At 41.8% G+C, this 15,290-nt stretch carries 17 protein-coding genes; 11 read left to right on the plus strand and 6 right to left on the minus strand.

Annotated features, from left to right (window positions below; translation table 11 throughout):
* The first annotated feature begins 102 nt into the window (after positions 1-102).
* The 3 genes from metG to ACQ93I_RS00515 all read left to right on the plus strand — a co-directional run bounded on the left by metG (position 103) and on the right by ACQ93I_RS00515 (position 3,706).
* Positions 103-2,217 carry a methionine--tRNA ligase gene (gene metG / locus ACQ93I_RS00505; protein WP_431696663.1) on the plus strand — a complete coding sequence of 705 codons (2,115 nt, stop codon included), beginning with the start codon at positions 103-105 and terminating at the stop codon, positions 2,215-2,217.
* Positions 2,218-2,304: 87 nt separating this feature from the next.
* On the plus strand, positions 2,305-2,625 hold the full coding sequence (locus ACQ93I_RS00510; protein ID WP_431696664.1) for a GIY-YIG nuclease family protein: 321 nt from the start codon (positions 2,305-2,307) through the stop codon (positions 2,623-2,625).
* A gap of 178 nt (positions 2,626-2,803) precedes the next feature.
* On the plus strand, positions 2,804-3,706 hold the full coding sequence (locus ACQ93I_RS00515; RefSeq protein WP_431696665.1) for a histone deacetylase family protein: 903 nt from the start codon (positions 2,804-2,806) through the stop codon (positions 3,704-3,706).
* A gap of 58 nt (positions 3,707-3,764) precedes the next feature.
* On the opposite strand, the gene ACQ93I_RS00520 is transcribed toward ACQ93I_RS00515, so the two are convergent.
* Both ACQ93I_RS00520 and ACQ93I_RS00525 read right to left on the minus strand, forming a co-directional pair.
* Positions 3,765-4,097, minus strand: coding sequence for a single-stranded DNA-binding protein (locus tag ACQ93I_RS00520; RefSeq protein WP_345596686.1), 333 nt, complete (start codon positions 4,095-4,097; stop codon positions 3,765-3,767).
* Positions 4,098-4,125: 28 nt separating this feature from the next.
* Entirely contained in the window at positions 4,126-4,458 is a 333-nt protein-coding gene (locus ACQ93I_RS00525) for a single-stranded DNA-binding protein (RefSeq protein ID WP_266068055.1), read from the minus strand.
* A gap of 205 nt (positions 4,459-4,663) precedes the next feature.
* On the opposite strand from ACQ93I_RS00525, the gene ACQ93I_RS00530 reads away from it, so the two are divergent.
* The 5 genes from ACQ93I_RS00530 (at position 4,664) to ACQ93I_RS00550 (ending at position 7,582) form a co-directional block, all read left to right on the plus strand.
* Positions 4,664-4,945, plus strand: a complete 282-nt coding sequence (locus tag ACQ93I_RS00530; protein WP_423817908.1) for a hypothetical protein — start codon at positions 4,664-4,666, stop codon at positions 4,943-4,945.
* On the plus strand, positions 4,942-5,613 hold the full coding sequence (locus tag ACQ93I_RS00535; RefSeq protein WP_431696666.1) for an ATP-binding cassette domain-containing protein: 672 nt from the start codon (positions 4,942-4,944) through the stop codon (positions 5,611-5,613). The genes ACQ93I_RS00530 and ACQ93I_RS00535 overlap by 4 nt, the downstream gene beginning before the upstream one ends.
* The gene (locus ACQ93I_RS00540) at positions 5,610-6,083 is read left to right on the plus strand and encodes a hypothetical protein (RefSeq protein ID WP_431696667.1); all 474 of its coding nucleotides are present in this window, start codon (positions 5,610-5,612) and stop codon (positions 6,081-6,083) included. Before ACQ93I_RS00535 ends, ACQ93I_RS00540 begins: the two co-directional genes overlap by 4 nt.
* 77 nt (positions 6,084-6,160) lie before the next feature.
* On the plus strand, positions 6,161-6,724 hold the full coding sequence (locus tag ACQ93I_RS00545) for a GNAT family N-acetyltransferase (protein ID WP_431696668.1): 564 nt from the start codon (positions 6,161-6,163) through the stop codon (positions 6,722-6,724).
* A gap of 510 nt (positions 6,725-7,234) precedes the next feature.
* Positions 7,235-7,582: a hypothetical protein gene (locus ACQ93I_RS00550; protein WP_431696669.1), complete on the plus strand. Its 348-nt coding sequence runs from the start codon at positions 7,235-7,237 to the stop codon at positions 7,580-7,582.
* On the opposite strand, the gene ACQ93I_RS00555 is transcribed toward ACQ93I_RS00550, so the two are convergent.
* Positions 7,579-8,046, minus strand: coding sequence for a CBS domain-containing protein (locus ACQ93I_RS00555; RefSeq protein ID WP_266068048.1), 468 nt, complete (start codon positions 8,044-8,046; stop codon positions 7,579-7,581). The two genes, ACQ93I_RS00550 and ACQ93I_RS00555, sit on opposite strands and share 4 nt — an antisense overlap.
* 128 nt (positions 8,047-8,174) lie before the next feature.
* On the opposite strand from ACQ93I_RS00555, the gene ACQ93I_RS00560 reads away from it, so the two are divergent.
* The 3 genes from ACQ93I_RS00560 (at position 8,175) to ACQ93I_RS00570 (ending at position 12,109) form a co-directional block, all read left to right on the plus strand.
* Entirely contained in the window at positions 8,175-10,487 is a 2,313-nt protein-coding gene (locus ACQ93I_RS00560; RefSeq protein WP_431696670.1) for a M20/M25/M40 family metallo-hydrolase, read from the plus strand.
* 141 nt (positions 10,488-10,628) lie between these two features.
* The gene (locus ACQ93I_RS00565; RefSeq protein ID WP_431696671.1) at positions 10,629-11,435 is read left to right on the plus strand and encodes an NAD(P)H-binding protein; all 807 of its coding nucleotides are present in this window, start codon (positions 10,629-10,631) and stop codon (positions 11,433-11,435) included.
* A 311-nt stretch (positions 11,436-11,746) separates the two neighbouring features.
* Positions 11,747-12,109, plus strand: coding sequence for a DUF1508 domain-containing protein (locus ACQ93I_RS00570; protein WP_431696672.1), 363 nt, complete (start codon positions 11,747-11,749; stop codon positions 12,107-12,109).
* Between the two features lie 338 nt (positions 12,110-12,447).
* Here ACQ93I_RS00570 and ACQ93I_RS00575 read toward each other — a convergent pair whose 3' ends face one another.
* From ACQ93I_RS00575 to ACQ93I_RS00585, 3 genes are all read right to left on the minus strand, one after another.
* Entirely contained in the window at positions 12,448-13,674 is a 1,227-nt protein-coding gene (locus ACQ93I_RS00575; protein WP_431696673.1) for an MFS transporter, read from the minus strand.
* Positions 13,675-13,801: 127 nt separating this feature from the next.
* Positions 13,802-14,344, minus strand: coding sequence for a DUF1697 domain-containing protein (locus ACQ93I_RS00580; protein ID WP_431696674.1), 543 nt, complete (start codon positions 14,342-14,344; stop codon positions 13,802-13,804).
* 71 nt (positions 14,345-14,415) lie between these two features.
* On the minus strand, positions 14,416-14,994 hold the full coding sequence (locus tag ACQ93I_RS00585; RefSeq protein WP_431696675.1) for a transposase: 579 nt from the start codon (positions 14,992-14,994) through the stop codon (positions 14,416-14,418).
* Positions 14,995-15,290: the final 296 nt, after the last annotated feature.

Genomic DNA, 15,290 nt, shown 5'->3' on the forward strand with positions numbered 1-15,290 from the left:
TTACTAAAATGCAGAACATTTGTCGCATCGGCATTGCCTTTTACTAAAATTTAACGTGTAATCCCCTGCACTTGCTTAACTTTACAGCCTTTAATTTTGAGAATGGAATTACCAAAAAGATATACGATTACGGCTGCCCTGCCGTATACAAACGGGCCTATACATATTGGACATTTGGCAGGCGTTTATGTACCTGCCGATATATACGCGCGCTTCATGAGAATGCAGGGGCGCGAGGTGGCCTTTGTGTGCGGGAGTGATGAACACGGGGTGCCTATTACCATAAAAGCAAAAAAAGAAGGCATTTCTCCACAAGATGTGGTAGATAAATACCATAAAGTGATTAAAAGGAGCTTTGAAGACTTCGGAATTTCGTTTGATAACTATTCCAGGACTTCGGCTAAAGTTCATCATAAAACTGCTTCAGAATTTTTTAAAAAGCTGTACGATGCCGGAAAGTTTACTGAAGAAACCACGCAGCAACTCTACGACCCTGAAGCTGAACAATTTTTGGCAGATAGGTTTGTGGTGGGTACCTGCCCAAAATGTGGTTTTGAAGAGAGTTATGGCGACCAGTGTGAAAAATGTGGAACCAGTCATAACGCTACAGATCTTATTAATCCAAAGTCGGCTATCACCGGATCCACTCCGGTGTTGAAGGAAACGAGACATTGGTTCTTGCCGCTAGATCAATACGAAAGCTGGCTTAAGGAATGGATCCTTGAAGGACATAAAAAAGACTGGAAATCTAATGTATACGGACAGGTAAAATCCTGGATTGATGACGGGCTGCGACCACGTGCGGTGACCCGCGATCTTGACTGGGGAATTCCTGTACCTGTAGAAGGTGGTGAAGGAAAAGTGTTGTATGTATGGTTTGATGCGCCTATAGGCTATATTTCGTCTACTAAAGAATGGGCAGAGAAAACCGGCAGAGACTGGGAACCGTTCTGGAAAGATGAAGATACCAAGCTTGTGCATTTTATAGGAAAAGACAATATTGTATTCCATTGCGTTATTTTCCCGGCCATGCTTAAGGCTGAAGGCAGTTATATTTTGCCGGAAAATGTACCCGCAAACGAATTTTTGAACCTGGAAGGCAACAAGCTTTCCACTTCAAAGAACTGGGCGGTATGGTTGCATGAATACCTTGAAGAATTTCCGGGTCAGCAGGATGTGTTGAGGTACGCCTTAACCGCAAACGCACCGGAAACTAAAGACAACGATTTTACCTGGAAAGATTTTCAGGCAAGAAATAACAACGAACTGGTTGCCATTTTTGGAAACTTTATCAACCGGGTGGTAGTGCTTACCAACAAGTATTACGAAGGAATAGTTCCTAAACCCGGTGCATTTTCCGAAGTTGATGAACAAACTTTAGCCGAATTAAAAGCTTATCCTGCAGTAATTACAAGTTCTATTGAACGTTACAGGTTTAGGGAAGCCCAGGGCGAGCTCATGAACGTGGCCCGTCTCGGAAATAAATACCTGGCCGATGAAGAGCCATGGAAGCTTATCAAGACCGATGAGGAAAGGGTGAAAACCATCATGTATGTGGCGTTGCAGATAGCTTCGGCACTGGCCAGTCTTAGTGAACCCTTTTTGCCATTCAGTTCACAAAAGCTGAAGAACATATTAGATTATAGCCGCTCTACTTCGGAAGCAGTGATCAACACTAGCGGAGTTGTTTTTGGGGAAGAGCAGGAGGAAAGCGAATGGAACAAGATTAGCGCCGGAAAGGAACTTTTAGAACCCGGACATGCTATTGGAAAAGCCGAATTGCTTTTTTCAAAAATAGAAGACGAACAAATTCAGAAGCAATTGGATAAACTGGAAGCAACAAAGGCAGCAAATAAAGCCGAAAACAAAAAAGCCGAACCCCAGAAGGAAATTGCCACTTTTGAAGACTTTTCAAAAATGGACCTGCGGGTGGGAACAATAGTCGAAGCCGAAAAGATGCCAAAAGCCAACAAGCTTTTAGTGCTAAAGGTAGATACCGGTATTGATGTACGTACCATAGTTTCGGGTATTGCTGAAAGCTTTAAACCTGAAGATATTGTAGGAAAAAAAGTAACTGTACTGGTTAATCTTGCGCCAAGAAAACTCCGTGGAGTGGAAAGTGAAGGCATGATCCTCATGACCGAAAATGCCGAAGGAAAGCTGGTCTTCCTCAATCCCGATGAAGAGGGAGTGAAAGAGGGTACGGTGATTTCGTAGGTCTCGACTCCGCTCGACCTGACATTACGTTGTCTCCCCGAGCGGAGTCGAGGGGTTTCTTTCTAGAACGATCTTCAATTTGAAAAGATGAAACTGTATTATGTCTATATCCTGGAATGTTCCGATAAACTCCTTTATACGGGTATAACAAATGATATTTCCAGAAGACTGGAAGAACATAATGCGGGATTAAATAAAAACAGCTTCACCTACAAAAGGAGGTCAGTAGAAGTAATATTTTACCAGGAGTTCACTAATGTAATTCAGGCAATATGGTTTGAAAAGAAGATCAAAAAATGGAGCGCTCAGAAGAAAAGAGCTTTGGCTAATGAAGATGAGATACTTCTGAAACTTTTGGTTGAGTGCCGGAATGAAAGTCATTCTAAAAATAGGAATATTAATAATTAGGAGATTGCCAGTGAGCTTATCCTAAATAATATTTAGAAGGGCTTGAGGTCTCGACTCCGCTCGACCTGACATTACGTGGTTTCCCCGAGCACCTCGGTTGCGCTCGGCACAGGCTCTGTCGAGAGGTTGCTTCTGAAAACGAATTAAAAAATTTAAAAGGAGGTCTCGACCTTACACGATGCTCAAAATCGCTTTCCATCCAATTTACGTTTTGCCTTTGCCCAAAGGCCACCGTTTCCCGATGGAAAAATATGAGCTGGTGCCGCAGCAACTTCTTCACGAAGGCACCTGCACCCAGGAAAACTTTTTTGAACCCGTATTCCCAAATGAAGCAGATATTCTTGCCGTTCACGATAAAAATTATGTAGAGGCGCTAAAGAATCAGACGCTGAGCTACCGCGAAGCCAGGAGCATTGGCTTACCTCTGTCTAAAAAGCTGGTGGAACGGGAATTTCTAATTACCTCGGGGACTATTAAGGCGGCAGAATACGCTCTGCAACATGGTATTGCAATGAACATTGCCGGTGGCACCCATCATGCTTATTCGAATCAGGGGGAAGGATTTTGTATGTTTAACGATCAGGCGGTGGCGGCGAAATGGCTGCAAAAGGAAAACCTTGCAAAGAAGATTCTTATCGTCGATCTCGATGTACACCAGGGAAATGGAACGGCAGAAATCTTCCAGGATGATCCTTCGGTCTTTACTTTTTCTATGCACGGGAAAAATAATTATCCCTTTAAAAAGGAAAAATCTGATCTCGATATAGAGCTGGAGAACAATACCGGCGATGAAGAATATCTAAAGATCCTGAAAGAAACCCTGCCCCGACTTATCGAACAACAAAACCCCGATTTCATCTTCTACTTAAGCGGAGTAGACATCCTAACTACAGATAAACTTGGAAAACTGGGTTGCACTGAAGCCGGTTGTAAGGAAAGAGACCGATTTGTATTGCAAACCTGCCATGACCTAAAAATTCCGGTAGAAGTGAGCATGGGCGGCGGCTACTCACCTCACATTAAAAATATTGTGGAGGCACACGCCAACACTTTCCGGCAGGCACAGGAGATCTACTTCTAAAGAACAACAAGCGCAGGAGGTTCCTGCACTTGTTACTCAAAAATGGCATTTTTCACACCTATTTTTCCGGCAGGATCAATTCTCTGCATACAACTTCCGTTACATATTTTTTGATGCCGTTCTTATCTTCATAGCTTCGGCTGTTTAGTTTTCCTTCGAGCTCAATTTCCCTGCCTTTTGGAACCTGTTGCTCCACCATCTCGGCCATTTTGCCCCACGCGACGATATTATGCCATTGGGTGTCGGTCACTTTTTCTCCTTTATGATTGGTGTAGGTCTCTCGTGTGGCAAGGGAGAATTTGGCCAGTTTTCGGCCGGTACTTAAGGTGATGATCTCTGGCGCTTTGCCTACGTTGCCCGACAGCTGTACGTTATTTTTTAGCGTGTTCATAATTGTATGAATTATCGTTAGTAGATCCTTATTTTCCGAGAAGCAGTACTTCATTGCAAACCACTTCTGTTACGTATCTTTTTATGCCGTCTTTATCCTCGTAGCTGCGGCTGGTAAGTTTACCTTCCACACCTATTTCTTTACCTTTAGGCACGTAGTTTTCAATAAGATCGGCAGTTTTGCCCCAGGCAACAACGTTGTGCCACTGCGTATCGGTCACTTTTTCGCCTTTGTTGTTCTTATAGGTTTCATTGGTGGCGATAGAAAATTTGGCAAGCTTCTTACCCGATTCCATGTTTACGATCTCTGGTGCGTTCCCTACGTGTCCAATAAGCTGTACTTTGTTTCTTAGTGTGTTCATGATGTCAAAATTTATTTTAGCTGAAATTCATTTGTTCATTTCAACGAGACAAACCTACTACCGGTCTCAAATGTTATTCGGTTGATACTGATTTGTTTTCGTTTACATCCGTTTGTAAGTGTTTGTAAACGAATAATTTTTGCAGCATAAATTTTTGTATTATTACAAAACTGCTGTGTTATCAACTATTTGAGACCAACCAAGAATGAATCAAAGAGCCTTCTGGAAATACTACCGGGATTTCAATTTTTTCAACCTCATTTTCTCTGTGATCTCGGGAATATATTTTGGAGCGGTAAGCGGTACGCTCATTTTTCTTAGCTTCGGAATGCTTATTGGCTATCTTGGTTACGAAACCTTCAGGAAGAATGAATATTACCTGTATTACAACCTCGGATTTTCCAAAAGATTCCTTCTGAAGAAGGTGTGGATCTGCAATCTCATTTTTGTGACTCCGCTTCTAATTATTCTATTCCTTTTTCTATGAAACAGCTCGAAGTAAGTAAGCTGAGCCATAGCTTCGGAAAAAAGCAGGTACTCAATAACATATCTTTCAGCTGTAAAACGGGAGAGATTATTGGCCTTTTTGGGAGGAATGGTTCAGGTAAATCTACTTTGCTTAAAGCGGTAATGGGAATTATAAGTGTAGATGCTGTAAGTTTAACGCTTGATGGTGTGAAGGTGAAAACTTCCGAAGTAATTCCGAAGAAAATGACAGGCTATTTGCCTCAGGACAGTTTTCTACCCAAAGAGCTGAAGGTGCGAGATGTGATTCCCCTTATTTTTCCTGAAGGAGAAGGGCAGGACAGGATCTTTTACTCACCGGGAGTCGCTGCTTTTGAAAACAAAAAGGTTGGCAAGCTCTCTGCCGGACAATTAAAGTACCTGGAATTGCTGTTGCTGGCCCACCTGCCGCATCCTTTCCTGCTGCTAGACGAGCCTTTTTCTATGGTGGAGCCGCAGTATATCGAAAAGATCAAAGAGCTGCTGCTTTCGCTTAGAGCAACTAAAGGAATTTTGGTTACAGATCATTATTACCGCGATGTGCTGGAGATTGCAAATCGTAATTTTATTCTCAAAAATGGAAAATTACATAAGGTGGAGAACGAGGAAGACCTGGCAACGCACAAATATTTAAAAGTTAGAAATCAATGAAACCTGCTTCGGCAAAAGAAATAAGAGACGAATTAAAACACCAGGACCGGGAGGAGCTTTTGCAAATTGTGCTTCGCCTGTCGCGTTTTAAAAAGGAAAATAAAGAACTGCTTACCTATCTCCTGTTTGACGCACAGGATGAAGAGGAATACAAGCAGAAGGTGAAAATGGAGATGGATGCAGAATTTGCCTTAATCAACCGCAGCAATACCTATTACACAAAGAAAGGCATCCGTAAGATTCTCAAAAATGTCAAAAAATACAGTCGATATTCCGGGAAAAAGGAAACCGAAGTAGAATTGCTGATCTATTTTCTTCAGAAGATGAATGACTTCAAACCTTCCATCCGTCGGAATAAGATCCTGAAAAGACTTTATGAACGGCAGCTGGACCTGGCAAAAAAGAATATGGAAAAGCTGCACGAAGACCTGCAGTACGACCTGAACCTGGAGCTGGAGAAACTTGAGTAGTAGTTAGTATTTAGTATTGAGAATTGAGATTCTGCCCATAGCCAATAGTTAAAATAGTTATTAAATCATTGAGTAAAATGGATTTTCCGCATTTTGAAACAGACCGGCTGCGGTTAAGGCAGATCACAGAAGATGACCTGGAAAATATCTTTTCGGGCCTCTCACATCCCGAGGTGATCAAATACTACGGAGTTAATTACAAGAATCTTGATGACACCTGGGAACAGCTGGAGTGGTATGCAGAACTGGAAAGGACCCGAGCGGGCATATGGTGGGCAATTACTTCGGCAGAAGATAATAGCTTCTGCGGTGCAATTGGGTATAACAACCTGAGCAGGGAACACAAAAAAGCTGAACTGGGATTTTGGCTGCTTCCGGAGTATTGGGGAAAAGGATATGTGCAGGAGGCGCTGGATGTGGTGCTGGAATATGCTTTTCAAAAATTACATCTTCACAGGATCGAAGCCTTTGTGGAAACTGAGAACATCAGTAGCCAAAATACCCTCCAAAAATGCCATTTTCAGCAGGAAGGAATTTTGAGAGATTCAGAAATAAAGAACGGCAGGTTTATTAGTGTGGCAATTTTTTCAATTATCAATAACCAATGGGCAGAAATTAAAAGGCTGAGTGAGAAGTTCTGAGTAGAGAAAAATTATCTGTGCATCTGTGGCCTTTTTTTAATTAGCGGTTATCAATAAATAATTAAAGATTTGAGTGAGAAGGTCTAAGTGTAGAGAAACAATTCGTGTATTCGTGGCTTTTTTTAATGAGCAATTATCAATAACCAATAAACAGGATTAAACCAGCTTTGAGTGAGAAGATCTGAGTAGAGAGAAACAATTCGTGTATTCGTGGTCTTTTTTACAATGAGCAATTATCAATTATCAATAAACAATTAAAGGTCTGAGTGAGAAAGTCTGAGTAGAGAGAAGTTATCTGTGCATCTGTGGCCTTTTTTTAATGAGCAGTTATCAATAAACAATAAATAGGAGTAAACAGATTTGAGTAAGAAGATCTGAGTAGAGAGAAATCATCTGTGCATCTGTGGCCTTTTCATTGAGAGTGCAAGCCCAGCAAATCAAAATCATCTTTGTATCAGCGACAAAAAACCTCTCAGCAAAAATTAATCAAAAATCACTATTTTTAAAAGTATGGAAAAAGCCTGTCTTGAATGTGGGGAAAAAATTGTTGGGAGAACAGATAAAAAGTTCTGCAGCGATTACTGTCGCAATGCATATAACAACAATCTCAACAAAGACAGCAAAAACCTGGTGCGTAACGTTAATAACCAGTTGCGCAAAAACTATCGTATCCTGGAAGAATTAAATCCCGACGGGAAAATCAAACTCTCAAAATCAAAGCTTCTTGCCAAAGGTTTTAATTTCGATTATTTCACCAGCATCTACACTACAAAGACCGGGAATACCTACTACTTCGTTTATGATCAGGGTTACCTGCCGCTTGAGGGAGATTTTTATGCACTTGTAAAAAGGATCTAAGAGCCCCAGCTTTGTCCTTTCAGGGCAAGTGCTGCCCTAAGAACGTCACTCTGGCTTAATTGCCCTACAAGTTTGCCGTTGCTCACTATAGGAAAGCGACGAAACCTATGTTCAATGAATTTTTTTGCTGCTTCGAGCACATTCATTTCAGCATCTATAGTAATAGCGTCGCAGGTCATTCGTTTTTCCACAAGGTTGTCATCCATCGGCAGATTATAATACCTGCTGTCTGATATATGTTTTATACAATCTCCTTCAGAGATCACTCCCTGCAAATTATAATCCTCATCCACCACACAGGCACCCGATATCTTATGATGCATTAGTTGCTCCATCACTTCGATAACAGTTTGATGTTTTCTGAAGGTCACCAGATCTGTCGTCATATAATCTTTTACGCACATTGGAGTACTTGCAGCTTTTTCGGGCTCGGCCCTTCTTCCTTGAAAACTCTTTATTCCCATAGCACAAGTATTTGATTGTTAGCTCTTAAAATATGAATTTCCTGCAATAATATAAAGGGAGTTGGCAATACTTTAAGATTTTTGGACAGCCACCTTAGTTGTTGAACTGCTTTTGGATATATTTGAATATGGCTAAAAATATTCAGGCACTTATTGCGCTTCTGGTTCTTATTGCGGGTATCACCTGGAGTGTGCAGGGAACACGCCCCTATGTAGATTTAAATAAAGAAGTACCAGTTAATGAATTCTCTACGGCCCGGGCTTTTAACCACGTCCAGGCACTGGCGCAGCAGCCTCACTATGTGGGGAGTGCAGCCCATTCTCATGCCCGTAACTATATTGTAGATCAACTCGAAAGTCTGGGCCTTCTCATTGAAATGCAGGAAGGTTTTACCCTTAATAAAACTGGTACTTTAGTGCGTTCGCAAAATATCCTGGCGCGAATAGCAGGCAAGGGAGAGGGGCCGGCGCTGCTTCTTATGTCACACTACGACAGTGCAATGCATTCGTCGCCGGGCGCCAGTGATGCAGCCAGCGGCGTGGCAACTATACTCGAAGCTATCAGGGCGTATCGTGCTTCAGGGAATGTTCCCGATAATGACATCATTCTTCTTTTTACCGATGCCGAAGAGCTGGGCCTCAACGGTGCCGAATTGTTTGTAAAAGAACACCCATGGGCTGCAGATGTTGGGCTGGCACTCAACTTTGAATCTCGTGGTAGTGGAGGGAATTCTTTCATGCTGCTTGAGACCAATGGAGGGAATAAAGCTTTAATTGATCTTTTTACTGAAGCCGAAGTCCCTTATCCTGTGACAAATTCCCTGGCTTACAGCGTTTATAAAATGCTGCCCAACGATACCGATCTTACTGTGCTGCGCGAGCAAAGGAATATTAATGGACTCAATTTTGCTTTTATCGATGATCATTTCGACTATCACACGGCTACAGATATTCCTGAAAATCTTGATGCACGTACGCTGGCCCACCAGGGAAGTTATTTAATGCCCTTGCTGAAGTATTCGGCTTCGGCACCACTCAGCAGTTTAAATTCCGAAGAAGATGTGCTGTTTTTTGATATTCCCGGGCTTAATTTAGTAACGTATCCATACAGCTGGATCTTTCCCCTGTTGTTCATTTCGCTTCTTTTGCTACTTGCTGTCATTATCTTTGGGATACTGAAGAAAAAGCTAAAGGTCAAGCCAATACTTAAGGGATTCATGCCATTGCTGCTATCGCTTTTTATGGCTGGGTTGGCAGGTTATTTTTTTTGGGAATTTGCTCTCTGGTTTTACCCGCAGTACCAGGAAATGGAGCACGGTTTTACCTACAACGGTTACTGGTACCTTGCAGCCATCATCTTCCTGGCCCTCGCCATTTGTTTATACGTTTATCACAGGTTCCGGAAGCCTCAAAATACGCATGAACTCTTGGTAGCCCCGCTTATTTTGTGGTGGATAATTAGTGCCCTGGCTGCAGTCTACTTAAAAGGGGCGGCATATTTCGTGATTCCGCTTATGTTTGGAATTGTACAGCTATTCATTTTGATCCTCGATTTAAAATGGAAGTTGATCCTCCTGGCCTTTTTGAGTCTCCCAGCTATTTTTATTCTCATGCCGTTCATCCTTTCGTTCCCGGTTGCATTGGGGCTTAAAATGCTCTTTCTGTCGGCTGTTCTGGTGGTGCTTTTATTCGTGCTGTTGTGGCCGATTTTTGGAGCGCTAAGGAGTAATCAGCTTTTTGGATTCGTGAATTTTGTGATTTTTATAGGACTCTTCCTTGTTGCACATTTTCAATCGGAATTCAATGAGGCACGGCCACGGCCAAACAGCCTGGTCTACGTGGCCGATAAGGATAGGAATATAGCCACCTGGAACACTTATGATGCCGGGCTCGATACCTTTACCGCAGCTTATTTTGAAGATGCTGAAGCTGCACAACAAGAGTATTGGTTTGGGAGCAAGAACGGCAGCAGTTTTAGCAAAACCGCCCCGGCACCACAAATTATGTTGCCTGCACCCTATATCTCTGTTCAAAAAGCCAGTAACGAAGCTGAAGGAGAGGATGTGTACCACGTAAAAATCGCTCCAAACCGGGAGATCAATCGAATAGCCCTTTTTGCCGATAAAACGATTAATTTCAAATCTTTTAAAGCCAACGGACTGGAAGCAGGCTATCTTCAACCCGGCCAGAGTGAGCTACACGTTCACAAAAACAGGTGGTGGGACCAGTTGTTGTCTTATTACGCTGTGAGCAAAGACACCCTGCGCCTGGAAATGACTGTTGAAGAGGGACTGCAGCCCGAAATTACCCTTTTGGAGGGGTCTTATGACCTGTTCGAGAATCCGCAGTTGCAGGTGCCTGCCCGCGATGAGGCTATGATTCCGCGGCCTTTTGTGCTGAATGATGCGATTGTGGTGAAGAAAACGTTTATTTTAAAGTAAAGCACCAAATTTCAAGCACCAAATTCCAAAATAGACATAAAACAAATTACAGATATTAATGTCATCGATCGTAAAATATTTTTTTCCTCACGTCACACGTCTGTTCTAACTTCGTACTTCTAAAATCTAACTTTTCATAATTTGGAAAACATCTCCATACTCGGAACCGGCTGGCTGGGATTACCGCTGGCTAAAATGCTTCTTGCTGAAGGTTTTTCGGTAAAGGGCTCCACAACTTCTGCTGAAAAACTTCCGGTTTTAAAACAAGCAGGGATTGAGGCTTTTCAAATAAAAGTTACTGCGGAAGGTGTTGAGGGAAACATTGAAGATTTCCTTTCCAAAAATGGTATTTTGATCGTGGATTTTCCCCCGGGACTTCGAAAGAACCCGAAAGTGAATTATTCCGAAGCAATAAAAAAGCTGGCTGAAGCTATTGAGGCTTCAGATGTCAAAAAGGTCATTTTTGTGTCCTCAATTTCCGTTTATGAAGAGACAGAAAGCTTTCCTGTCTATACCGAAGATACGCTTCCCAATGCGACTTCAGCTTCTGGGAAAGAGATCATTTCCGCAGAAAAAATTCTTCTTGAAAATGCCATTTTTGACACTACAGTAATTCGTTTTGGCGGACTAATTGGTGCGGGGCGCCACCCTGTGAAGTACCTTGCCGGCAGGAGCGGACTAGCAAATCCGTTAGGGCCAGTTAATCTCATTCACCTCGAAGATTGCCTGCAGGTGATAAAAAAGGTACTCAAAAATGCCATTTTTGGAGAGGTATACAATGCTGTTTTTCCGCTGAATCCGCCGAAAGAGCAATATTATCTGCAAAAAGCACGGGAAATGGAATTGGAACCTCCGCAGTTCGATCATTCCCGGCCATCTGTGGGGAAAGTGATTTCAGCTTCAAAAGTGATGCGGGAGCTGGGAGTGGAATTCAGCGCAGGAATTTAATAAGCACCGGCGGCACGGATTGCAAATCTGCGCGCTGATGATTGCCATTTCACAATGAGGTTTGTTGGTTGAGATTTGTGTCCGGTATTTTTATTCATATGATTGCTGCTGGTCAGTATCGGCACGGATTGCAAATCCGCGCCAGCTAATTAAGTACTCTTTAGAAATTGGAATTTGACATTTGGTGCTTGAAGATTGGAATTTGGCTCTTCTTAATGGATATTTTAATCTTAATAACTTTTGAAACTTTGCAGTGGCATCATACCTCCGTTTTTTTAGATTTGAGGTTTTGAAAAATTCGAGGATAGCCTATGAGCGCATTTGTGATAAGTAAAAGAGACAATGGAAATTATAAGTTCACTTTTGCCTCCCGGAAGGGAAAAACCATCTTCACCAGCATTGCCTGCAGGGAAAAAACCGACTGTGAAAAGATCATTGAAACAATTCAGGGAGAGCTGGATTCTTTTACATTCAGGAAGGCCAGAACGGGTTCGGGAAAGTATTTTTTCAGAATTACCCGCGGCGGATTTGTGCTCGCCACCAGCCGAAAATTCTCTACGGAATTAATGCTTCAAAAAGGTATTGATCAATTCTTGAAATATGTCCCGGAAGCCGAAACACTGGATTTTTCTCTGAATGATGATATTTTTGCTGAGGTTGAAGAAGAAGAATGATGTTTCTTCTTAATTAAATATTTTGGAGGGGGGATTGCTGTGGAAATTGCTTTAGAAATTGCTGTGGAGACGTTGCATGCAACGTCTGTACTTCTCCATTTCATTCATTTCATCCATTTCTTTCCCCATTCTTTTCTCTTCTATTCTATCTTCTCTCCCTCATTCTTTCTGCATTTTCTTATTCTCTTCCTCATTTTTCTTTCCTTTTTCTTCTCTATTTTCTTTAGAATATTTCCGGGTGGTGAAAAAGGTGCCTAAAATGTCATTTTTGAGAGGTATGTTTCTTCTGAAGAAAAGCAATTGGCTTCGAAATATCTTTCCGCAGTAAAATTTAGATTTTAAGCTTCGAGAACAGGGGATTCACTTTCCTTTTTCACGAGGAACATCACATAAACCAGCAGGCCACAGGCAATTAAAGAAAGCAGGATCATGAAGTTCCATGTGGGGGCATACCCGAATTTGTTGATCATCTGCATTCCTGAATTATGGCCAAAAATATGGCCTATAGAAAAGGCTATGCTGTATAAAGCCATATAGGAACCTTGTTTTCCACCTTCGGCTCTTTTGAGGGCAAAGCTGTTTGAAAACGGAAATGCGATCATTTCGCCAAGGGTCAAAATGATCATTCCTACAAGGAGGATTCCCACCCATCCCGTAAGATTGATGAGCAGAAAACTGATGGCGACAAGTATAGAGCCCGTTATCACGTGGAAAAGTGTGGAACGGACTTTTGCTTCCAGGTATTTGATGAGGGGCATTTCAAACAGGAAGATGAGGAAGCCATTTAAGCCTAGTAATACCCCAATCTCGAACTCGCTTAGAAAATGCACTTCGGCGTAGTATAAAGGGATGGTGGAGAAATATTGCAGGAAAACAAACCCAAACAAGATCATGGCGCCTATAAAGACCAGGTATGGTTTGTCTTTCATCATGGATTTCGGAATGCTGAGGATCTCTTTTGGATTTTCAACAGCTTTCTTAGGATGAAGCAGTTTTAGCAGCAGAAAACCCGCTGTGATGCAGGTGATGCCATCTACCCAAAAGAGTCCGCCGTAACCGGCACCTGCGATGATCAATCCGCCAACTGCGGGCCCTGCTGAAAATCCGAGGTTAATAGCGAGCCTTATTAGTGTGATAGATCGAGTTCGATTTTGAGGTTTACTGTAGGCGTTGATGGCGACAAAAACTGCGGGCCTAAAAGTATCGGCTACCAGCATCACGATAAAGATTCCGCCGCAAATTCCCCAGAAAGTGGTAGGAAACTGCAAAAAGATAAATAGGACGCCCGAAATGAACAGGCTAAAGGCCATTGTTTTGTAGTGGCCAATCCTGTCGACAAGTTTGCCGCCCAGCCAGGAGCCGGCAACAGAGCCCAGGCCAAAGAAAGTGAGGATCCAGCCTACTTCTTCGAGAGAAAAGCCGCGGTTTTTAGTCAAGTACAGCGAAAGAAAAGGGATCACCATGGTACCCGCACGGTTGATGAAGGTAATGAACGCCAGCAGCCATACCTCCCGCCTCAGGTCGCTGAATGATCCTATATACGCCTTAAATAATCGCTGTAACATTGCTGAAAATAAAAGGCTGAAATTAAATTAAAAATGGATTGGTTTGGTTGCTGCTGCAAGTATTTTTTTGGGTAGCCGCAGTTTACAGTTTCGAGAGTCCCTGCTACTGGATGATCACTACAAGTAGCTATATCTGCTTCTTACTCAATTCAAATAATTTTAGGATGGTTTTCCAGTTCCTGGTGGTAGCTCCAACTTTCAATTTCTTCTCAAAAAAATTGTTGTTCAGTTTTGTTTGGTGGTATTTGCCTTCGCAAAAAATGAATACCTCTTTTTCTTCGATTTTAAATTTATCGGGCTCGTAGTTGAAGGTTTGTATTTTTTCTAAGTTTTCTTTTGAAGGTTTTTTCTTTAAAAATGTAAGATGTAATTGATTGATGTCTGCATTTTTATCATAAAACGGATTCTTACGAATAGAAGTTTGTAGTTCTTCTGAATCCCGAACAATGACAGGTATTTCAAACCCAAATCTTTCTTTAATAGATTTTTCTAGTAAATCTTCCAGCTCAGCATTTTCTAGTTGAGAATTGAAAAGGAGATTGCCACTTTGTATATAAGTGTCTATTTGTTCCAATTCCAATTTTTCACATAAGGCTTTAAGATCGGCCATCAGGATCTTTCTTTTTCCACCTACATTTATTCCTCTTAAGATTGCAATTTTTCTATTCATGGGGATGGTGAATGTGATAGTAAAATATCATTTTTGAAAGGTAAAGGTTTCTTTAGGTAATTTTTTTATGATCAATGGAATTTATCTTCTTTCCATTTTGCCGGATTATTTTTGATGTAATTGAAAATGTTTTGAAAAGAAATTTCATTCCGGATGATGATATCATAGAAGCGGGTTTGCCATTCAAAATCAAATCCCAGCCGGTGGGCATGTTTTGTAGTGGCCGATTTATATGATCTTATTATTGTTGAGATGGAATTGGATTTTGGGGAAATCTTTGCCATTTGGGGGTGTTCCTGAGACGTTGCATGCAACGTCTGTACGGAATCTTTTAAATGATTCCTGGGGGAATCATTTTCTTCTTTCGGGATTTCCGGATTATTAAGGATCAGAATGCCGTGGATGTGGTTGGGCATCACCACAAAATTGCCTAATTTCACATAGGATGCATGGTGCGGAATTTCATGCCATAAGATATCTGCAATCACACCTGTAGGAGAGAATTCCATCTTTCCGTTTTTGATTTCTCCGAAGTAGTGTTTTCTATTGGCCGTGCAGATGGTAATAAAATACGCGGCATTCCATCTGTAATCCCAGCTTTCTAGTCGGGCAGATTTTATCCGGTATTTGTTTTTAAAAAGATCGGCCATCGGGGCATTTGCTTACGGGATGTGTTGCTAAATCCGGTTTAATTGAATCTTCTTCCGAAGAGGTTTTAAGATATAAAAATTTAAATATTAATTTTTTGTAAAATCGAAGTTCCTGCAAAAAGAGTTGTTTAAAATGCCATTTTTGAGGATTGTTGGTTTGGGATGGTGTGGTTGCGGAGACGTTGCATGCAACGTCTGTACCTTTTCTTTTTGAATAATTCCTGGGGGAATTATTTTTAATCCCTGCGGGCTTAATATTCTTTTTTTCCCTTTGGGAAAAAGAAAAACCCCTCCGG

Source organism: Salinimicrobium sp. WS361 (assembly GCF_050750585.1).
Classification (GTDB): domain Bacteria; phylum Bacteroidota; class Bacteroidia; order Flavobacteriales; family Flavobacteriaceae; genus Salinimicrobium.